The organism is Glutamicibacter sp. (assembly GCF_035257265.1).
GTDB lineage: Bacteria > Actinomycetota > Actinomycetes > Actinomycetales > Micrococcaceae > Glutamicibacter.
This window is the reverse complement of sequence record NZ_DATEXC010000035.1, coordinates 55,243-75,418: the sequence shown is the minus strand read 5'-3', so window position 1 is coordinate 75,418 and position 20,176 is coordinate 55,243. Positions and strand designations below refer to the sequence as shown.

Here is a 20,176-nt window from a genome sequence, read left to right as displayed (position 1 = left end):
GGGCTCGCGCATCGCGCGAGCCCGCCGGAGTTTTTGTTCCAGGCCCTTTTCGCCGCCGCTGGTCACCCGGCGGCTTTAGGTGTCAAGACCTAGTAAGGCCACAAACCGCCCGCTGGCTGTGAGACGGATGCCTTGTATGGCCACAAGCCACCAGCATCGGTGTCAGCCGGAGCTGCGGTATTGGCTGCGACGCCGACTACCAGTGCCAGTGCCGCAGCGGTCAAAACTGCGATCTGCTTAATTTTCTTCATTGCGGGTGCGATCCTTCGCTTGTGAAAATGCGGTTGCTAGCCACGACGCCCCGCTAGAAGTGCGAAGCGCCGGGGTTCATCCTAGTGACAATCGACACGGGCAACAAGTGATCGGTCGATAATGCGATACTGATTCCGTGGATCAAATACCCCCAGCAGCCTCCGTGCAAATGTCCGTCTCCCGACTGCTGCACACGGTGCAGGCTGAAGACTATGAAGCGGCCTGCGCACTAGGCAGAGAACTACTCCCGCGGCTTTCCGTGGAAACCGATCCGGGGACCGCGTGGCTGGTCCAGGACGCCGTCTGCTCTGCGGCTCATCAAGCCGATGATTACGAATTCATGAATTCTGTAGCCACACAATTGCTGCACAGCGCAGCATTGCTTGCGCGCCCGGACCTGCAGGTTGTGGCGCTGTGCAAAGCATCCACCGCCCAACGCTGCCTTGGCCAGCTGGAACCTGCCTTAGCCCTTGCCCATCAGGCCCGGGAAGAAAGCATCAATTTTCCTGTTGATTCTCCACTGCGCGTCAAGGTTTACCAGGTGCTTATTGCAGCTTTGGTGGAATCAGGAAATTTCCAGGACGCCTGGGCGCTGCACAGCCTGCTCGATAACTGCCTGCACCTGATTGCCGATACCCATGAACAGGGCAAAGCCTATTGGACTCTGGGCAATCTGGCTTTCCTGGTCGACCAGCTGCCGCTTGGACTGCACTACCATGACCGGGCTGCGGTGCTGCTCTCGCCGGCCAAAGACATGCTGCTCTGGGCACGCTTCAATCGTGCCTCCACCGAGCTGAGGCTGCAGGCAGGACTACTCGACTCGGCCACGCGGGACTGCCTGCGGCGCGCAGAAACAGCATTCGAACTGATCGATGCCGGGGATCTGGACCGGATGGGATTGCGCTTGACCCAATCCCGGCTCGCCGCGCTGAGCGGTGAGCCCGAGGCAGGGCTGAAACTGCTCGAAGATTTCACCGCAGACTACGCGGGCTCCGGGGAGCATCTGGTGCCGCTCTACCAGTGGTGGGCCGAGTTGCTGACCTCTCTGGGGCGCGAAGCACTGGCTGCGAAGAAGCTGCAGTACGTTGCCAGGTGGACCCCGGAAAGCACCGGCGAGCAAGGAATAGGCCAATGAGCGATAATTCTGACCCGCGCATCGAGGACATCGTGGAGGCGATTGTGAGCATCTCCAGCGGCGACTTCTCGGTGTCGTTATCCCCCGGTCCGCTGCGCGACGATGTAGACGCGATCACCGTGGGCATCAAGGCTATGGCGGTCAGGTTGGGTGCCACCTATGATGCCTTGGAGCAGCGGGTTGCCCAGCGCACGGTGATGCTTGAAAAAGCCCGTGGCTCGCTGGAAGTCATGGCCTACACCGATGCACTGACCGGCCTGGCAAACCGCGCGGCGCTCATCCGCGCCTTAAATGCCCACCGCGAATCGCTGCAGCGCGGCGAACCAGCTGCGGTGCTGTTCCTGCTGGATCTGGATTCCTTCAAGCACATCAATGACACCCACGGGCACAACGCCGGGGACACGGTGCTTCAAGAGGTCGCCCGGCGGCTGGAAGCCAATATCCGACCCGGGGATTTTGTGGCTCGGCTGGGCGGTGACGAGTTCGCCATCCTGGCGCACGCGGATCTGGTGACTGCGCAGGCTATGGGGCAGCGCCTGAGTACTGTACTGCAAGAACCCATGGACCTCGGCACGTCGGTGATTGCTCCAGGCGGAAGCATCGGCTTCTGCAGCAGCAACCCGGCGCTGAATTCCGAGCAGTGGATCGAGCAGGCAGATACCGCAATGTACGTTGCTAAGCGGCACGCCACCCAAAAGGTCATGCAGTTTGAGCAGTACATGCTCTATGAGCGGCATCAAAAAGCAAGCCTCAGCGCCGCATTGCGCGATGCCTTGACCTCGAAGGAAATTTTCCCGGTCTACCAGCCAATCGTCTGCGCCGCCACCGGGGTGCATGTGGGTGTGGAGGCATTGGCCCGTTGGGCGCACCCGCAACTTGGCGTGCTGCCGCCCATCGAATTCCTGCCGCTGGCCGCCGCCGCGGGCATCTCGGACAAGTTGACCGCACGAATCCTCTCTGCAACATTGTCGGATCTTTCCTCGTGGCGGGCCCAGGGTGCGGTGCCCGAGGACTTCCGGGTGCAGGTGAACGTGACACCGGCGGAACTCAGCGACCTGTCATTTCCAGACATCGTCCAGAGCCAATTGCGCCGGTATCAGATTCCTGCCGCCTGCTTGGTCATCGAGGTCACCGAGGAGCGTTATATTTCCGATGGCAAGTTAGAGCTGTACACGCTCAATGGCCTGAGAAACATGGGGGTGAAAGTGTACATCGACGATTTTGGGGCCGGATATTCTTCCTTCGGCTACCTCAGCAAGCTGCCCGTTGCCGGCGTGAAAATCGACCGTTCGCTGAATACCGAGGTGGAAACCAGTGCGCGGCAACGCGCAATCCTGCGCTCGATTTTTGATCTTGCGGTGGCCTGCGAGCTTGACTGCATCGTGGAGGGTGTCGAAACTGCCAGCCAGGAAGAAGCCCTCAAGCGCTTGGGAGCAACTTATTTCCAAGGCTATTTTTACGGTTTGCCGGGAGCCTACACACCTACCATGGGAAGGTAAAACTTAGCCAAACTTTGGGATAGAATGGCACGGGAAATATTAGTGACTTTCACCTCACCGCTCAGTCGGGACTTGGTGCTGGTGGACAGTCAGCGATCACATTTGGGGAACGATGATCACTCAACCTATGGAAGCGCAGCCGCATCCCGGTGCACAGCCGCAATGGACCGTCAGCGTTCTACAGGCGCGCATCCAGGAAATCAGCTTTCCCCCGGGAACCACACTTGACCCCGCACTGCTCCATGAAATCAGCACGTATCTGTTGAGTGAAGAGCCCGAGGGTGGCATCCGCGCCCTGATTCACCTCAGCGGCCTGGCCGACGTATGCCCCGAGGCGGCGCCGCGACTGAGCAAGTCAAAGCCCTCCACACGATTGGCACTGCTGGGTCAAAGTCGCGTGGACCGGGTACTTGCCGGATTCATGCTGGCAGACATGTGCAACTCGAGCATCGCCAAATACGTGACTAGCCTCGACGAAGCGCTCGCTTACCTCACCGATGGCGAGCCTCTGTAGCGTTAAACCCGATTAGCCTGGCGGTCCCTGCCTGCATGGACGCCGGCCGCGGGATACCCGCCTGAGGCCTGGGCGGCTTTTCTGCCTCAATGATTTTCTTGAGAGCTGAGTTGTCCCAAGACCGTCCACGCCGAATCTTCGGCGCCTTAGCGCCCAGCCTGCGGCAAATGCGTGGCCAACGAAGGTACCGAATCCAGTATCGATCTGGGCACCCATGGCTGGGGACTGTCCCACTATCCCGAGCAGCGAAGCTGCTCCGATACACCCCGGGCCATCGGCTCTTTGGAGGTGCAGAGCCGGCGTAAAGCAGACGCTATGTTACGGATCCTTCCGAACCTTTGGAAACGGGCGCGCGAGCGGCGATTACAGCGATACTTTCCGCATCTACAGATTTAATCCCGTCCGTCTACCGGTTGATAAGGCTGGGTACTCCAGCCCGTTGAGCCGGCTTTCACTGGCGTTCACGCTGTACCGCGATGCACCTCGTGAAAATGAGGGCACCGCGGTGTTTTCCGCGTTGAATGCCCCTCTTGCTGCATACGCCATCCGGCCTTGGCAGGAAAAACGACCGTAGCTGGCTGATTGAACTGCGCTCAGATGCATTGCAGAAAAATTGCAGCGAGCCCCGCAGGAAATCATCTAAATGCTCAGAGCGGCACCCGGTTCGCCACTCCCCTGGCCCGGTAGGTCCCATCAATCACCGTGTCAACATGGCGAATCCATGACAGGTCCGCATAGGTATGCTGGGTGTGTAAAAAGATCAGATCTGCACCGAAGTCACGCGGGTTTAGATATCCCGATATCTGAACTTCCCCTAAAGTTATGGGTTCAGCAAAATGATGATCATGGAATCCAACGTCGGCTCCGGATTTCAGCAGCAAATCCATAACCTGCAGCGCCACAGAGCCAGCTAGATCCGCGGTGTCAGGTTGATTGGACAAACCGATGACCATCACCTTGGAGCCGGACAGGGCTTTTCCCAAATCTGCGAGCACACGCGCACAACGTTCCACCACCGCGGCAGGGCGGTGCTTGTTGGACTTCAGAGCCGCTTCAAGTACCGGAAACTGTAAATCAACGGCTTGTGATTGATTGAGCAAATGGGTCGGGTCGCGGGTCAGCGCGTAACCACCGGCACCCGAGCCAGCAAAGGAATCCGAAACAGCATCTGGATTTAGATTAGCCAACTCCAGAACCTCTTCAAATGGAACATCGAGCGCCGTACATACCTGAGCGAATTCATTAATCAGCGCAGTATTTACCGTGTGGTACGCGGTTTCGAAGAGTTTTGTCATCTCCGCGGATTCCAAGCCATAAGTACGCTGGAACGTAAATACTCCGTGTCCGAAAAACTTCACCGCCGCTTCGCGGCAGGAGGTGGTGTATCCACCGACTAGTCGCGGGGCATGAGTATCTTTTGGCTGGGAGATATCCGTGTGAGTTGGTTCAGGACTGAATACCACGTGTACGTCAACGCCTGGTACTAAGGAAAGTCCGCGCAATGGTTCCACAATCAGTTCGCGCGTAGCACCTGCATAGGTTGTCGTGGTCTGCACAATGAGCTGATCTGATACCGCTGCGTTTACCACGAGGCCGCAGGCTTCGTGCAGAGGCGAATAATCTGGGACCTTGGTTTCAAGGATTGGTATGGGTACGCAGATGATCACCACTGCAGCTCTGGCAAGTGCTGCCGGATCGGCAGTCAGCGTCAGCAGCTGTTCGTCAAGCGCGTGGGCGATCCTCTTATTTTCGAGCAACGACAAGCTCATGGACCCATTGAATAGCTCAGCGAGCCGGGACTCAGAGACATCAAACCCGAGCATCCGGACTTTGGGGATGCAATGTTTGTGAAGTATCCGCACTCCGACCGGCCCCAAACCGACCACTGCGATGTCGTAGTCAAATTTGTTGTCAATACGCGGATTCTCGCCTGCGAATTTTTGCGGCGAGTCTCCGGTATCGACAGCGTTTGACGGGCCGAGTTTCCCACGAATATTTTGAACAGCCATGATGCTTCCCCCAAGAAGTCTCCAAGATACCGTTCAGAATACTACGGTGCTCCCACTTTCGTTAGAACAGGTGCAGGGCCAGCGCAACATTTCCTCTGTACTCCCCCAAAAGTGCACAGTGAGTTGACGCCAGCCCAGGCAAACTGTCGGTCCGTCCTGAAACAAGCTTGAACTGGCACATGCCAAGTTGGCTAGGACATCCAATGAGGAATACAGAAAACCCCAAAGCGAAGCGAGAAATGTGGGGTTAACCCCACGTTAAACGCATACCTTTGGACGGCGCTTCAACTAATATCGTGCGTACACGCGCTGTTTCGTGGTGACCGAACAGCCGGTAATGCTGGGAAATATCCAGCATGCGTACTGGTCTTCTCCAGATGGGCTCGATGTGTGAGCACCGTGGAACACCGAGAATCATCCTCGCCACATTGACGTCCAATTTCTGGGTTTAAGCCATTCTGTGCCGAGCGCCAAGAAATATATCCTGCACTTAGAACCCACCTTCAGCGTGCCTAAAGCTAACTCCTCAGCACCCACAGGACAGAAGAATGTATGCCAAATTTAGTTTTGGTTGGCTAAACGTCCAAAGCGCTAAAGGCACCCCTAAATGGTTTCTGAAATACTCCGTGATACTTTTTACCTATTCCTTCTTTCATCGTATTGTTGGATTAGTTGGCCATAATAAAGATCAACTAGGTATCGCTGGGGAGCGCAACCTACACTCGCAAAGGTTCGTCAGTACTGAACCTAAATTAGGTGCTTTGGGGAGTACTCGACTTGTTGTTTTTAAATCCGCATTCTTCCATCCGGTACTACCATTTCTGGCCGGGAAAATCCCATGCATAACAGGCAAATGCTTCTTGATAAGCTGGGAAAATTCACGCAAGGATACCGTGACAGAGTTGCCATCGTGACGGGCGGATCCGGTTTGGGAAAATCCTGGGTACTCGAACAAATTGGCCAGCGGCTCGACGGACACCCCCACCGTCTTATACGTTCGGGCAAACACGATTCGGCGTGGCCCTTGTCTGGATTACTCTCTTTTATTTCGGCTGTTCCGCTGAAGCTTTCCCCTGCGGTCTCTGGGCTCTTCCCCGATTCTACGGATTCTGTAGTCGACCGTTATCGAATCGCCATGGCGTTGCTCCCAGAACTCACCGAAAAAATTGAACCAGACACGGTATTCCTTATTGACGATTTAGATTTCATGGATCCCGACAGTCAACGGATCTTAGGATTCCTTGCAAGCCGGCTGCAGGGCAACCGTGTAAGTTTTATCGCCACGATTACTTCAGCTACGGCACCTGAGCCATTCGACGTCTTCCAACGCTTCCAGTTGGAGATCGTGGATTCACTGACCCTGAAACAGATGGCCATAGAAGAAAGTGTTATCGAGCTACAGGAGTCCGTCGCCGAAATTCTTGTTTGTTTTGCTCGTGGAAATCCCGGGACGCTACTTGAACATGTGCGTTCGTTGTCGGATGCACAAAAGTCGAATCGGGAGCCCCTGACACTTCCCTACCATGCACGGATAGAGTCCTCTTCCACATTGCGTGCCTTGGAATCGCGCTTTACCTCAACGCAGATTACAGCGCTGAAACACATCGCGATTGGCCCGGTACTGCCATATAACGTGGCCTTAGAAATTCCTGATGTCTCGGAGCATGACCTCCGCGAACTGGTAAACGCCGGTGTCGTGAGATTTTCTCAAGAATTACTCAACCTTCCCAATGCCCTCATGCGCAGCCATTTGTTTTGGGGTATCGGTTCTTTGCAACGCCGCCAGATGCATCAGCTCATCGCCGAAGCCGCTAACTCCATAGAACTCAAGCTATTTCATCAAAGCCGGGTTGACGATTCGCAGATACCCTCACGCCAGCTAATTCGTAGTGCCGTCAGCCTGGTTGACGCCGGCTACATCCATGCAGCCATTGAAGTTGTTGAATGGACCCTGACTCACCTCGATAATGAGAATCCGGCGCCCGAACTCCTTCTATTCATTCAGCAACTCATGCGCAGTGCACATTTAGGTATCGCCTGGCGCTATATCAAATATCTCGATGGCTTCAATCTGGCATCTGACGAGAAACTCATGTTATTAAACCAAGAGGTAGAACTGCGTGTCCTCGAAGGCTCAACCATCCCCACTTCCAGTATCCATAATGCGGTGGAAGAGCACCAAGCAAATAACCTCGCACTCAGCGCAAATCTAATGAGCATGAGCGCTCTGGCCCTGTGCCTCGATGGAAAGCTTGACGAAGCACACACAGATTTGCAGCATGCCCGGAGATTATTTTCCGAAGCTAAATCAGCGCCTGGTCCACGTTTCCAGCACGCCCAGGTACTCCATGACTCGTATACCGGAAACCAAGCGTCGGTAATGTCTATCTATCAGTCGGTGATCCAGCGAAAAGCAGCCGACGTTAATGGCATTACATTCCTGACTGTCGCCTCTGCGCTCTCGAGGCTTGGTTACCACGAACAGGCGCGCACTGCACTTTTGCCGCTGCTGAACGGGACCAGCACCGAGGTTGTCTACCAATCATTGGGGCTACTGTACGAAGCCCAATTTGCCATCACGGCTCATGAGGTACCGCGGGCATTACGAGCGGTAGAACGCTGGAACGCCTCGTCCGGTGTGGACTTGATGCGTCCGCTGCCATGTATTATCAACGCGTGGTATTGGATTATGAAGGACCGCGCCGATAAGGCGGGCCCCGTCCTAGATGCTTTGCGCCCCTTCGTGATAGGACAGCTGCCCTCAATTTACTCCACTCTGGTCACCGAGCTTCAAGGACTACAAGCGCTGATGGGCGCAAGGTTTGATGAAGCAGTCACGTACTTTCAGCAGGCGCAACTGGCACACGGCGAAATCGTCAGTATCCATTACGTGGAAACCTGCGTAAATCTCATCGAGGCACTGTCCTGCGCTCATCATGTTCAAGAAGCAGCCAATGAATTCAGAGCTACTCAATCTTTGATGGCTAGAATTTCGGGTCGGCATGCCAAGATGTTGATACTTCGCGCTCAAGCCATCGCATTGCCCGGCGATATTTCTCGCGCTCGTTTCCAAGCACTGCTCGATATGTGGCAACCCTCAGATGGCCAACTTGAACTCGCAAGAATCCACCACTGCTTTGGGACCCGTTTGGGAACTGCTGGCCGGATAGAACAGAGCATCGAGCAACTTGCTATTGCGCGCACCATCTACCGGAATATTGGGGCCTTAGGCTGGGCGCAACGGGTCGAATCTCAGCTCTCAAGCGTAAACGCTAGCACCGCTAACACCGCGGAGGACTCTTATTTCAAAATGCTCTCCACCGACGAGGCCCAGGTTGTCGCCATGGTTCGAAAAGGCATGACAAATAAGGATATCGCCGAAGAACTATTCATCACGGTTAGTGCCGTGGAGGCCAGACTGACGCGGCTATTCCGCAAAACCGGTACACGGAATCGACAACAGCTCTCGGCGCATTTCGCCTCAGGCTCGAACTAACCCGTAGCCTCATTGGCAGTTGGCGTTCTACCCGGCCGAACTTGCGCGAAGTACGCACTTGATCCACGTCTAGGACAATATTTCAGCACACAGATACGCTCAGGAGCACTAGTTGGAAATCATTCCAACTAGTGCTCCTTCTCTGTTTTGAGTGAAAGGTTTCACCATGTCTGCGACAACTGCGAGCACTTCCACACTGCTCCGTGCCGAACGCTTCTCCAACCCATCGTGCGTATCCAAAATCGAGAAGCAAGTTGACCGACTCGAGGGGATTGACGAGCTTCAGTTACTCTGATCCTCGGGCCGTATCGGGGTGGACCACGCCCCAGCACAAACCTCCGTTGAGCAACTCATTGCCGCAGTGAACAAAGCCGGAAATAACTCCCAGGCCTCGGACTTCTCATCCCCCATCGGCAATTAAGAAAGCTAGACGTGTTCCTGAAATCGCTTGGCAATTTCAGGTGCAGAAATTGTCTTATTCCGGTGGTTTCTGGCCTGCTAATTCTTCTTTTTCTCGGTGTTCAGTTCCTATGTGCCGGGAACTGAGCGAACTGAACAACGCCCTAGAAAGCTTTTGCGCACCAACCCGAAGCGGTCGGTACGCAAAAACAGCCTCAGATTTCACCTATCACAGGCTCAAGAGTTCTTACGCTAGCAACTGGTGCGGATAGTTCGCATCACGGTGCTGGAATTCCAAGATGGCCGGATTTTTGATCTTCCCATCCTGGATCTCAATGGCGCGCGCAATGGTCTTGTTCTCGTTCCAAGCTCCAGGCCCGGCGAGCACCACGTCGAGGAATGGCAGCAATCCGTCGCTGATTTCCCAGCTGGCCGAGTTCCACAGATATGAGGGCGAGTGGTCCACCGCGTAATAGTTGATGTTCTTTCCCACGCTGAACATTGGATCAGCGAAGGTGGTCGGCTTAGCCCACTCGAAACCCATCCCTTCATCGCAAGAGACATCAACAATCAAGCTTCCTGGGGCAAAGGCGCTCAGTTCTTCGGTACTCAGATACATCAGTGGTGCATTGGGATCCTGCAGGGTGCAGTTAATAACCATGTCGTGTTCCGCGAGGAACGGCGCCAAGGGCACCTTGCCGGTATCGGTGGTCACTTCGCCCAAGTTGGGACCGTCTTCGTGTTCGAACTGCACCATGTCCACCGCGTGAATTGGTGAGGCCACCGCTGCCACAGCGCGCGAGGTGAGCACCTTGATCTCATTAACACCGTGCGCCCGTAAGGCAGTCACCGCACCGCGAGCGGTCGCTCCAAAACCAATGACCACCGCAGACAGACGGCGCCCGTAGTCTCCGGTCACCCCACACAGCTGCATGGAATGAAGCACCGAAGCATAGCCAGCAAGCTCGTTATTCTTGTGGAATACGTGAAGCCCGAAGCTCCCGTCGACACCCCAGTGATTCATCGCTTCGAAGGCGATCAGCGTCAGCTTCTTATCTACCGCCAGCTGGGTGAGTTTTTGGTCCTGAACGCAGTGCGGCCAGCCCCAAAGGATCTGTCCTTCGCGCATTTCTTCGAGGTCTGCATGCTGCGGCTTAGGCAGCAGCACGATATCTGCGGTTTTCATGACTTCGCCTCGTGAGGCAATTTTGCCTACCAACGGTGCGAGTTGTTCGTCATCGATGCCGCATGGGAGACCGTAGCCGGTTTCAACCATCATTCGTTTGCGGAAGCGCTCTTCGATGCGCTCGAAGTGCATCGGGTGGATCGGTAAACGCCGTTCATCGGTCTTCCGAGAAGTTGCAATGACACCCAGTGACAGGTCATTTGTCGAATTCATGCGTTGTTTTCTCTTTCTTTGTGGAGCAGGCCACAATAGACCACCCCATACAGCTCACGGTACAGTGCCGTACCAAACGCCAGACTTATACCGACGTATTTGAGCTGTTGGGGTAGAGAGAAAAACGCGAACTCAGCCTGTGGGCTGTGGTGAGAACTGGGCGAGTTGTTCTACCACCCATGGGCTAAACGCCCAAGGGGTTTGCGCCACCGAAGCTTCGAAGTTCTGCGCATCCACCCACTGGTAATCCATGACTTCATCCGGGTTAGCTGTCAGTTCGTTGGCCAACGTCGCGACGAAAACCGGGCAGCGTTCGTTTTCCACTATTCCCGAGGCATCCACGGCACGGTAGGCAAAGCCCGGCAGTACTACGCTCGGTTCGGTGATCCGTGTACCTAGTTCGTGTGCCGCATGGCGGCGTACCGCTTCTTCTATTGGTTCGCCGGGCATGGGGTGGCCGCAGAAGGAGTTGGTCCAGACCCCTGGCCAAGTGAGCTTCGACAGTGCCCGGCGGGTGACGAGCAATTGACCTTGGGTGTTAAAGAGATAGCAGGAAAACGCCTGATGCAACGCGGTGTTTTCGGTATGCACCAATTCCTTGGGACATGCGCCAATTGGTTCGCCGTCCTCGGAAAGCAAGATGACGTCCATGAAGTGAGCACTTCCTTAGCTTGATTGTTCGCCTAGGCGAACATGGTCGTGTAAATAATTAGCATAGTAAGCAAGAAGCCACAGAGGTAATTGACCCACAGGAATCTCTTCCATGCCCGGTTGACTTCTTGTGAATTTGCATCACTTACCCGTATGTATGGAAGCGCATTGAGCAGGTAGGGGATGACCAGTAACGCGGCGGACGCCGCGGGCCACTGGAGTCCAAGAACCAGCAATCCCCCACCCAAAAGGTAGGCAATTAACACCAGGCGCAGGGTCAGCCTTGCACCAAGTACGGTGGCAATTGATCCGAGATGTCCTTCACGGTCAGGAATAATGTCTTGGATGGCTCCCAGTGCGTGGCTTGCCATTCCCCAGAGCAAGAAGGCACCGAAGACGCACCACTGGGTACTTGCCACGGAGCTGCCCGCCAGCACCCAGCCATAAACTGCCGGCGAGAGAAAATGTATTGCACTGGTTAGAGAGTCCAGCCCCGGTCGTTCTTTGAAGCGCAGCTTCGGTGCGCTATAGGCAAGAACCGCAAACAGGCTGATCAGCAAGATGATATTTGAGAGCGCCGTTCCACCCAGCATCAGTGCCACGACAAAAGGAAGTGCGCTGAAGAGACTGGCGGCAAGAATCATGCGGTGTTTGTTCTTGGATAACAGCGCTCCTTCAATACCTCCCTTACGTGGATTCCGCAGATCAGATTCATAGTCAAAGACATCGTTGACCCCATACATGACCAAATTGTATGGAAATAGGAAGAACACCGTACCAACTACCAGAAGCCAGTCGATTTGCTGTCCGGCAATCAAGTAGGCCGCTGCAAATGGGTAAGCGGTGTTGACCCAGGACACCGGGCGGGAGGTCGCCAAAATAGCCCGGATCATTTCGCCGACTCCTTGTGTACAGTTGGTTTGCCGCCAAAGAGCCACCACAGCGCAGGCATCAAAATGACCGCAGCCAGCGGGTAGAGAAAGTCCTCTATAGGCGCTCGTCCTACATACAGGCCAAGCAATGTCTGCTGCCCGTAATCAAAGAGTCCGGCCGCAATCATCACATTGTCAAAGATCGCGGTGAGCACCACCATGATGCCCAATGCCATCCCGAGCACGGCGAGCGCGTGACCGTACTTGATCCGTTTGAGCACAAAAACTACTAGCAGCAGCAGTGCTGCTGCGGTGACAAACCAGAATCCCATTTCAAGAAACATTGTGACCTCCGGTAGCCGTTGCCTTGTTCCTACGGAGTGTGCGGAGTAGAACCGGCAGTCCGGTGACCACCACCATGGTGGAATAGCACAGGAATATCAGGAAGAAGACTTCTTCCAGCGGCAGTTGTTCGGACACCATTATTCCTGTCATCAGGTGCGAATCCCGGTGCAGGAAGATCCCCTGGCTAATGGCCAATACGTCCCACAGGAGGAAAAACGCCGTACCCAGAATCAGGCTCAGTAGGGCGGCCAGCGGCTTGGCAGATATGAAAAGCCTAAAGCGCGCATCCAGCAGGGCCATGCAGGTCAGCAATCCCAGCAAGATCAGTAGATAAATCATAGTTTCATCCCGTGCTTCCGCATCCAGCTGGTCTCATCGATGGCTCCCGGAGTATTGATGCCGTTAACCGCCTTAGCGGCGAGTTCCCCACTGATCAGACACATGGGTACACCGATCCCTGGTCGTACCGAGCTTCCGGCGAAGTAGAGTCCAGATACTTTGCTGCTGCGGTTCTTCGGGCGTAAAAATGCACTTTGCCCCAGGGTGTGCGCCAGTCCTAAAGCGGAGCCTTGGAAGGCACCGTATTGGGTGGCGAAGTCTGCTGGTCCAATGCTCTGCCGCACCACAATGCGCTCTCGCAGATCCGGGATCTTGGCCCACTGCGCCAATTGGTCGATGGCCGCGTCCGCTACCCGTTCCACCATTGGGTCTCCTTGACCGTCAGCTCCCCCGCTACCCCATTGCGGTAAGGCTGGCGCCGGGATCAAGATGAAGAGATTCTCGTGTCCTTCCGGAGCAACGGAGGGATCGGTGGCGCTGGGTTTGCACACGTAGATGCTGGTGTGCGTAGCCAGCTCGCGGCCTTCGTGGATGCGTGCGAAGTTATCGTCCCAGTCCTTGGTGAAGAACAGGTTGTGGTGTTCGAGTTCCGGAAGGCTGCCGGTGACGCCCAAGCAGAGCAGTACCGCGCTGGGGCCAGGGTCTTTGGACTTCCAAGTTTTCGCTGGGTAGGTATGCAGCGACGGCTCCAGTAGTTCACTTTCAAGGTGATGCAGGTCTGCCGCTCCAATCACCACATCGGCTTCGGTGCGTTGCATCCTGCCTGCAGAGTCAATCCAGCGCACTGCTTCGACTGCCGTTTCCGGGCGCCGCCCGGTTTCAATTTTGGTGGCTGTAGCTCCCAGCATGATTTGTACTCCACGGCTTTGCGCGAGCTCACCCATCGCATCGGCGAGCGCCGCGAATCCTCCCATCGGGTATTGCACCCCTTGGGTGAGATCTAAATGGCTCATCAATTGGTAGAGAGCTGGGGTACGCCGTGGGCTAGAACCTAGGAATACTGCCGGGTAGCCCAGGATTTGGCGTAGTTGTGGGTTACGGAAGCGTTTGGCTACATAACCTTGCAAGTTATTAGTCAGCAGTGAAGCCAGGGTGAGCGCGTGGCGCGCTATCGCCGGATGCATCAAGCCCTTCAGGGTGTTGAAATCGTCGTAGAGGAAATGATCCCGGGCCAGCCTGTAGCCGGTCGCGGCCCGGTCCAAGTATTTAGCTAAGGCGGGGGCAGAACCCGTTTCCAGTTCTTCAAAGAGATCCTGTACTTGGGTGCCGGTTTTCACATCTACCGGATTGCTGTGACCTTCAAAGAAGGTCCGGTAACCCACGGGGAGCTGACGGAGATCAAGATGCTGATCCACACTGGAGCCCATGAGCTTAAACCAGTGGTCGAAGACCTCGGGCATCAGGTACCACGAGGGTCCGGTATCAAAGTTGAAGCCTTCGCGGTGCAGCCGTCCGGAGCGCCCGCCTAGGCTGGGGTGCTGTTCAAGCAAAGTCACCTGGTGTCCGCTGGCAGCGAGCAGACCGGCACTGGCCAGTCCGGAAAACCCTCCGCCTATCACCACGATGCGCGATGAAGCTGAGCTCATTTAGTACTCCAAGAAATAGTAGCGAGCACGGCCTTGAAGGTAATCAAGGCCTTGCGCTGTGTTGAGACCGAGATCCGCTCGGTCAGCAGCTCCCGCGCCGGGGTGTGATCTATTTGCCGGTTGAGTTCGGCAAATAAGTCGTGGGCTATGCGTACCGCTCGTGCTGCGCTAGGTGCGAGCAGGCTAATGCCTTCGCGCGCTATTGCCAGGTCTGCATAAATCTGTGCCACTAGCTCGTCCTTCTGGTCTTCGCTAAATGTCTCGGCCGCAGCACCAGGGAAATAATTCCGGCCCAGTTGCTGGCTGTCGGCGGCAAGGTCCCGCAGGAAGTTCACCTTCTGGAAGGCTGCGCCTAAGCTTCTGGCCGCCTGCGCCGCTTTGGGTGACTCACTGTGATGTTTGCCGGGCATCGCACGGAAGACCTGCAGGCACATCAGTCCCACGACTTCGGCTGAGCCGTAAATATAATCTTCCAAAGACGAAGCGTCGTGATCGTTGCGAACCAGGTCTGCGCGCATCGAGGCGAAGAATGGTTCGGTCAGTTCCACGCCGATACCGGTGGCCCTGCACGTAGCTGCGAAGGCATGCACCACCAGGTTGGTGCTGTACCCGCGTTCCATACCTTGTACGGTTTCCGCTTCCAAGGCATCCAGGACGGCTGCCACCTGAGCACCGCTCAAACCTGCCTCACTGGCGACCCCATCAACAACCTCATCGGCCAGACGCACCAATGCGTAAATATTGGAGATGTGCTGGGCAGTGACGCGGTCCAGCATTCTGCAGGCCAGTGAAAAGGAAGTCGAGTACGCACCGATGACTACCTTTGCACTGCGCGTTGCCGTGGCTGAGTATCGTTGTAGGTCTGTCAATTCCATGGCTTAGTTACTCCGTGAGAGGATCAGCGCGGTGCATTCGTGCAGCATGGTCTGCGCCGTGGCAGGCAAACGCAAGAAGGTGGCAGAGCGGGTTGCCGAGGTGCACAGCTGGTGGGCGAGCTTGCGGGCGAATTGCTCGGCCCCCGATTCTTCGAGGGCACGGCGTAGGTCGCTTAGCTCGCTCTTTCCTGCCCGGTAGTGCGCCAACTGAGAGCTGAAGCCCTGCTGGCCGCTAGCCAAGGAGATGAGGATGGTGCTCTTGGCTTCGCGGAGATCCGAATCTATGGATTTTCCGGTAGCTTTTGGATCCCCGAAGGTTCCTAATACGTCGTCAATGACCTGATAGGCGATACCTAGCTGGCATCCGACATCTCCGAGCACCTCTGCTTGTCCCTTCCCTGCTCCGGCTAACAATGCGCCTGCCTGCAGCGGGAGCTGGAAAGAATACGCGGCGGTTTTCAGTTCCTCCATGCGCAGCACTTCCCCGGTAGTGGCAGGCTGCTGCGAAAGCGAGTAAAGCAGGTCTTCGAGTTCTCCGGCACCCGCTTGGGCAATGGCACGGTGAAACGCTGCCTCCACCTCAGCCTCGCAGTCCAGGCCCTGTGCCGAGCGGCCTGCAATTTTGATTGCTTCGGCCAGCAGGAGGTCGCCGGCAATGATGGCGGCACTATTACCCGCGTGATCCGCGTCGACGCTGCTGCGTCCCGCGGCCAAGGCAAGATCGCGGTAGTGCGCTGAGAGAGTCGGGGCTCCGCGGCGTACGTAGTCGCGGTCCACCACATCGTCATGCATCAGCAGTGCGGTGTGCAGTAGCTCGAAGGCACAGGCCAAATCGAGCAATGCCTTGGAAGCCAGCCCGCCAAAGGCCTGATAGCCAAGTACCACCAGAGCCGGGCGGGTCAGTTTCCCGCCGCCGATACTCAACGAGATTTGTTCCCACAAATTTGCTGTGTATGCCGAATAGCTTGCGGCGCGTGTTTGGGCATCGGTGACCAGCTGGTCTAGGTGCGTGCGGATCTCGGCCAAGGTTTGCGTATCCGCAAAGCTAGGCAGGGCGGCGTGGGCGGTGTGCGCGCTCATGATTTATTACTCCGTGGATGATTTTCTGCGGCAGAATCTAATACTTTGCAAATTTGCGTCAGGAAGCCGAGAACGGTTTGCTGCTCGGCTTCGCTTAATTCTCGGAACGCGCGGTAGATGCTGCGTAGTCGCAGTGCCGTCTGTTGCGGGATTCCCGGAAAATTTTCGCCGTGCCGAATCAGTGTTTTGCGCCGGTCATGGCTGTGGGCCTCGCGGCGAATGTATCCGTGAGTGGCCAGCCGGTCGAGGACAGCGGTAATGGAGGCGGAGGTCAGCGACAATCGTTCAGCTAGTTGACCCGGACTGAGATGCTCATTGGTCCCGAGTGCGCGTAGTGCACGCAGGTCTGTTTCATTCAGACCGAGTTCTTTACGATAGCCCTCTTCTGCTTCTATGTATGCTTCTTGGAACTGCTCCATCAGGCGCAGTACCTTCGAAGACCGGGTGTCCGGTGGGGTTTCCATAGAGAACTTCTCTCGATAGGTTGATTATTAGCTTCTCTAGATACATCATGGTTTAAGTATCTTGATTTGTCGACCCGACATTCGAGAAAACCGAACAAACAATCGTCCGGAGCAACTGATGAAGCAAACTCGTCAAGAAACCACCCCGGCCTCTTGGCCGGTGGTGATATTGGAAATCCTCGCCCTGGGTGCGGCAATTACTGCGGCTTTTATCGGCAGCGGAGCAATGGGTGGCACCCCGATACAAGAAGCAGCCGGTGGATACCTCAGCGCGGATTCAACCTTGCTAGCCCCTTCAGGCCCAGCATTTTCCATCTGGAGCGTCATTTATCTAGGCCTGGCAGTCTTTGCCATCTATCAGGCTCTGCCTCAAGGCCGTCGTTCGCGGACCTTGCGCGCGCTGCGGGTTCCTGTGGCAGCCTCGGCACTGCTCAATGCCGCGTGGATTGCTGTGGTCCAGCTGGATCAGCTACTGGTGAGCACCATTGTGATTTTCATCTTGCTTGGGGTTTTGATCTGGATTTTGCTGCGACTGGTGAACTTCGGCACCGCTTCACGAGCCGAACACTGGATCATGTGGCTAACCTTTGGCCTCTATCTGGGGTGGGTGAGCGTAGCGAGCATTGCCAACACCTCTGCACTTCTGTCCTCCTGGAACGTAGGAATTGATACGGCCTGGGCACCCTACGCTGCGGTATTGCTCATAGTCGTGGCAGCGGTCATTGGTTTAGGCGTAACCCGATATGCTCACGGAAAGATCTACACCGCATTGGCCATGACCTGGGGTATCGCTTGGATTGGACATAGCCGGCTGACCGGCACCAACGAATCAACACTCGTGGGATACTCCGCGCTGGTAATCGCGGGCGTGCTGCTCATTGGGGCGCTGGCCATTGCATTTTCACAGCGCCACCGCGCAGAAATGAGCCGGCCATGAGCATCATCGCCGTCACCGGGGCCACCGGCTACATTGGCGGGCGGCTAGTCCCACTGCTTCTGGAACGAGGCCACCAGGTCAGGGTTTTCTCCCGTAATGAAGAACGCCTTCGAGATGTGCCCTGGCGTGCTCAGGTCGAGGTGGTCATTGGAACACTTGAGGACCCCGCAGCAGTTGCGCAGCTCTGCGCAGGAGCCGACGTTGTCTACTACCTGGTGCATTCAATGTCCAATACCAATAATTTTAAGCAAGCCGAAGAAGACGGTGCACACAATATGCTGCGTGCCGTGACCAAGGCTCAGGTAGGACAGCTGGTGTATCTGTCCGGGCTCCATCCTGAGGGGGAACTCAGCGATCATCTCTCTTCCCGGGTGAGCGTTGGACAGATCCTGGGTTCCGGCCCGGTTCCGCTGCTGACCTTGCAAGCCGGACTCGTCATCGGTTCGGGTTCGGCAAGCTTTGAAATGATCCGCCACCTCAGCGATGTGCTGCCGGTGATGCCCGCCCCACGCTGGGTGCTCAATAAGGTCCAGCCCATAGCCGTGCGCGATGCCTTGCACTACCTGGCTCGCTGCGCCGAACTTCCGCACGGTGTGCAGGGTACCTACGATATCGGCGGGCCTAACGCCTATAGCTACGCACAACTGATGCGCAGTTACGCCTCCGCGGCTGGATTGCGCCAACCTTGGGTTATAGCCTTACCGTTGCTCACGCCACGTTTGGCTTCGCATTGGGTCAATCTGGTCACTCCCCTGCCTCACACGCTCGCCGGAGCCTTAGTTGATTCCCTGCAGCATGACTGCGTGATGCGCAACTGGGATATTGATGAGCTAATTGAACGCCCCAGTGGCGGCCTGACAGACTACCCGCGTGCGGTGGCGCTGGCCCTTGAGAAGATCCGCTCCGACTCGGTGGAGACTAACTGGGCCACCTCCCATCCGGTCACTGCGCCGGCTGATCCGTTGCCTTCAGACCCGGACTGGGCAGGACACCGGGTTTACTTAGATCAGCGGACCGCTGATACCACCGCCAGCGCCGAAAAATTGTTTGCCGTGGTGGGACGCATTGGCGGAGAAGCAGGATACTTCACGTTCCCCTTGCTCTGGAAAGCGCGGGGACTCATGGACAAACTTGCTGGAGGTGTAGGAATACGCCGCGGCCGCAGGCAACGCGACAGCCTAGCCCTGGGAGATGTGGTGGATTGGTGGCGGGTTGAAGCTCTGGAACCTGGCCAGTTATTGCGTTTACGTGCAGAAATGCGCGTGCCCGGCAGCGCGTGGCTTGAATTCCAGCTAAGCCCGGAATCAGATGGGAAGACGCGGCTCACCCAGCGAGCCATCTTCTTCCCCCGGGGTCTCACCGGGCGATTGTATTGGTGGTCGGTGTACCCATTTCATGGGCTCATCTTCTCCTCGATGCTGCGCAGCATCGTGTCGCAGGCCGAAGCCAGCACGAACTAAACGATTATTTATCCGGCTCGGTAGCCTGGGGTTCGTTCCCGTCAAGGCTATCTTCCAGGGCGTCGGAGGTGCCAGCGAGGAAACGAATCACGACGTCACGTTCGGCAGAGCTCAAATTACGCGCTACGTCGAAGCGCTTGGCGTGGTGACGCCCCACTTGTTCGCGGGCGGCGAGATGGGTTTCTGCGCTGACTTCCACCTGTTGGGAGCGCCGGTCGGTGGGATGTGGTTTGCGTACCACATGCCCACCGGCTTCGAGCCGGTCAATCATCTTGGTCACCGAGGCGGTGGTGACTCCCAAGTGGCGGGCAAGCAGACTCGGGGTGACGGCTTCACCTGCGTGCTTAGCGGAAATCAATTGGCGGATGGCGCGCATATCGGTTTCGTTGAGCTTCATGTAACTCTGACTGCGAAGCATGATGCGCCGCTCTACCGCTCGCAGCCGTCCAAATTCAGCCATGATGCGGTCAATTTGCTCTAGGTCCTGCGCGGGAATATCGGCGCGGGGTATGAGCGCTTGCTCTGGATCCGATTGCGCCAGACTAAACATCGTGGGCAGCTTTTCGCGCTCCACATTCCACCCCTTGAATATCACTTGCATCGTTTCCCGCGTGGGATGACTCTTCCAAAGCTTACTCCCGCGGTGCGCGGGAGCAACGACACCTAGCCTGCACAAATTTTTCGCTGGATACACAAAACCTCCCGAACTTTAGAAGTCCGGGAGGTTTTATATCTTTGGTGCGAGTAGAGAGACTTGAACTCTCACGTCCGAAGACACTGGAACCTAAATCCAGCGCGTCTACCAATTCCGCCATACTCGCTCGCGCTACACCGGCTTGCTGCCCGGTAACTCGACCTCAACTA

Annotated in this window: 19 protein-coding genes and 1 tRNA gene; 7 read left to right on the top strand and 13 right to left on the bottom strand. The window is 56.3% G+C overall.

The annotated features are described in order from the left end of the window. Positions 1-89: 89 nt before the first annotated feature. Positions 90-251, bottom strand: coding sequence for a hypothetical protein (locus tag VJ369_RS08675; protein ID WP_324091680.1), 162 nt, complete (start codon positions 249-251; stop codon positions 90-92). A gap of 137 nt (positions 252-388) precedes the next feature. Here VJ369_RS08675 and VJ369_RS08670 point away from each other — a divergent pair, with 137 nt between their 5' ends. The 3 genes from VJ369_RS08670 (at position 389) to VJ369_RS08660 (ending at position 3,400) form a co-directional block, all read left to right on the top strand. Continuing rightward, on the top strand, positions 389-1,387 hold the full coding sequence (locus VJ369_RS08670) for a hypothetical protein (RefSeq protein ID WP_324091679.1): 999 nt from the start codon (positions 389-391) through the stop codon (positions 1,385-1,387). Further along, the gene (locus tag VJ369_RS08665; protein WP_324091678.1) at positions 1,384-2,886 is read left to right on the top strand and encodes a bifunctional diguanylate cyclase/phosphodiesterase; all 1,503 of its coding nucleotides are present in this window, start codon (positions 1,384-1,386) and stop codon (positions 2,884-2,886) included. The genes VJ369_RS08670 and VJ369_RS08665 overlap by 4 nt, the downstream gene beginning before the upstream one ends. A gap of 112 nt (positions 2,887-2,998) precedes the next feature. Further along, positions 2,999-3,400, top strand: a complete 402-nt coding sequence (locus VJ369_RS08660) for a hypothetical protein (protein WP_324091677.1) — start codon at positions 2,999-3,001, stop codon at positions 3,398-3,400. A gap of 647 nt (positions 3,401-4,047) precedes the next feature. Here the strand turns inward: VJ369_RS08660 and VJ369_RS08655 are convergent. Next, complete coding sequence (locus tag VJ369_RS08655; protein ID WP_324091676.1) at positions 4,048-5,409, bottom strand: nucleotide sugar dehydrogenase; 1,362 nt, start codon at positions 5,407-5,409, stop codon at positions 4,048-4,050. 838 nt (positions 5,410-6,247) lie between these two features. Here VJ369_RS08655 and VJ369_RS08650 point away from each other — a divergent pair. Together VJ369_RS08650 and VJ369_RS08645 are read left to right on the top strand one after the other, a co-directional pair. Further along, positions 6,248-8,905: a LuxR family transcriptional regulator gene (locus VJ369_RS08650; protein WP_324091675.1), complete on the top strand. Its 2,658-nt coding sequence runs from the start codon at positions 6,248-6,250 to the stop codon at positions 8,903-8,905. A 166-nt stretch (positions 8,906-9,071) separates the two neighbouring features. Next, on the top strand, positions 9,072-9,200 hold the full coding sequence (locus VJ369_RS08645) for a hypothetical protein (protein WP_324091674.1): 129 nt from the start codon (positions 9,072-9,074) through the stop codon (positions 9,198-9,200). Between the two features lie 351 nt (positions 9,201-9,551). Here VJ369_RS08645 and VJ369_RS08640 read toward each other — a convergent pair whose 3' ends face one another. The 9 genes from VJ369_RS08640 to VJ369_RS08600 all read right to left on the bottom strand — a co-directional run bounded on the left by VJ369_RS08640 (position 9,552) and on the right by VJ369_RS08600 (position 16,915). Next, positions 9,552-10,703, bottom strand: a complete 1,152-nt coding sequence (locus VJ369_RS08640; RefSeq protein WP_324091673.1) for a N(5)-(carboxyethyl)ornithine synthase — start codon at positions 10,701-10,703, stop codon at positions 9,552-9,554. Between the two features lie 132 nt (positions 10,704-10,835). Then, on the bottom strand, positions 10,836-11,354 hold the full coding sequence (gene idi / locus VJ369_RS08635) for an isopentenyl-diphosphate Delta-isomerase (RefSeq protein ID WP_324091672.1): 519 nt from the start codon (positions 11,352-11,354) through the stop codon (positions 10,836-10,838). A 32-nt stretch (positions 11,355-11,386) separates the two neighbouring features. Beyond that, complete coding sequence (locus VJ369_RS08630; RefSeq protein WP_324091671.1) at positions 11,387-12,247, bottom strand: prenyltransferase; 861 nt, start codon at positions 12,245-12,247, stop codon at positions 11,387-11,389. Further along, the gene (locus VJ369_RS08625; protein WP_324091670.1) at positions 12,244-12,570 is read right to left on the bottom strand and encodes a lycopene cyclase domain-containing protein; all 327 of its coding nucleotides are present in this window, start codon (positions 12,568-12,570) and stop codon (positions 12,244-12,246) included. Before VJ369_RS08625 ends, VJ369_RS08630 begins: the two co-directional genes overlap by 4 nt. After that, positions 12,560-12,910: a lycopene cyclase domain-containing protein gene (locus VJ369_RS08620; protein WP_324091669.1), complete on the bottom strand. Its 351-nt coding sequence runs from the start codon at positions 12,908-12,910 to the stop codon at positions 12,560-12,562. The genes VJ369_RS08625 and VJ369_RS08620 overlap by 11 nt, the downstream gene beginning before the upstream one ends. Then, positions 12,907-14,496: a phytoene desaturase family protein gene (crtI, locus tag VJ369_RS08615; protein WP_324091668.1), complete on the bottom strand. Its 1,590-nt coding sequence runs from the start codon at positions 14,494-14,496 to the stop codon at positions 12,907-12,909. The genes VJ369_RS08620 and crtI overlap by 4 nt, the downstream gene beginning before the upstream one ends. Then, positions 14,493-15,371: a phytoene/squalene synthase family protein gene (locus tag VJ369_RS08610; RefSeq protein WP_324091667.1), complete on the bottom strand. Its 879-nt coding sequence runs from the start codon at positions 15,369-15,371 to the stop codon at positions 14,493-14,495. The genes crtI and VJ369_RS08610 overlap by 4 nt, the downstream gene beginning before the upstream one ends. Before the next feature lie 3 nt (positions 15,372-15,374). After that, positions 15,375-16,451 carry a polyprenyl synthetase family protein gene (locus VJ369_RS08605; RefSeq protein ID WP_324091666.1) on the bottom strand — a complete coding sequence of 359 codons (1,077 nt, stop codon included), beginning with the start codon at positions 16,449-16,451 and terminating at the stop codon, positions 15,375-15,377. Next, positions 16,448-16,915 (bottom strand): MarR family winged helix-turn-helix transcriptional regulator, encoded by a 468-nt coding sequence (locus VJ369_RS08600; protein ID WP_324091665.1) that lies wholly within the window; start codon positions 16,913-16,915, stop codon positions 16,448-16,450. Before VJ369_RS08600 ends, VJ369_RS08605 begins: the two co-directional genes overlap by 4 nt. 118 nt (positions 16,916-17,033) lie before the next feature. Here VJ369_RS08600 and VJ369_RS08595 point away from each other — a divergent pair, with 118 nt between their 5' ends. After that, the gene (locus VJ369_RS08595) at positions 17,034-17,852 is read left to right on the top strand and encodes a TspO/MBR family protein (RefSeq protein ID WP_324091664.1); all 819 of its coding nucleotides are present in this window, start codon (positions 17,034-17,036) and stop codon (positions 17,850-17,852) included. After that, positions 17,849-19,312, top strand: coding sequence for an SDR family oxidoreductase (locus VJ369_RS08590; RefSeq protein ID WP_324091663.1), 1,464 nt, complete (start codon positions 17,849-17,851; stop codon positions 19,310-19,312). The genes VJ369_RS08595 and VJ369_RS08590 overlap by 4 nt, the downstream gene beginning before the upstream one ends. Positions 19,313-19,316: 4 nt before the next feature. Here the strand turns inward: VJ369_RS08590 and VJ369_RS08585 are convergent, their stop codons facing one another. Beyond that, positions 19,317-19,886, bottom strand: a complete 570-nt coding sequence (locus VJ369_RS08585) for a MarR family winged helix-turn-helix transcriptional regulator (protein ID WP_324091662.1) — start codon at positions 19,884-19,886, stop codon at positions 19,317-19,319. Positions 19,887-20,048: 162 nt separating this feature from the next. After that, a tRNA-Leu gene (locus tag VJ369_RS08580) sits at positions 20,049-20,133 on the bottom strand. Positions 20,134-20,176: the final 43 nt, after the last annotated feature.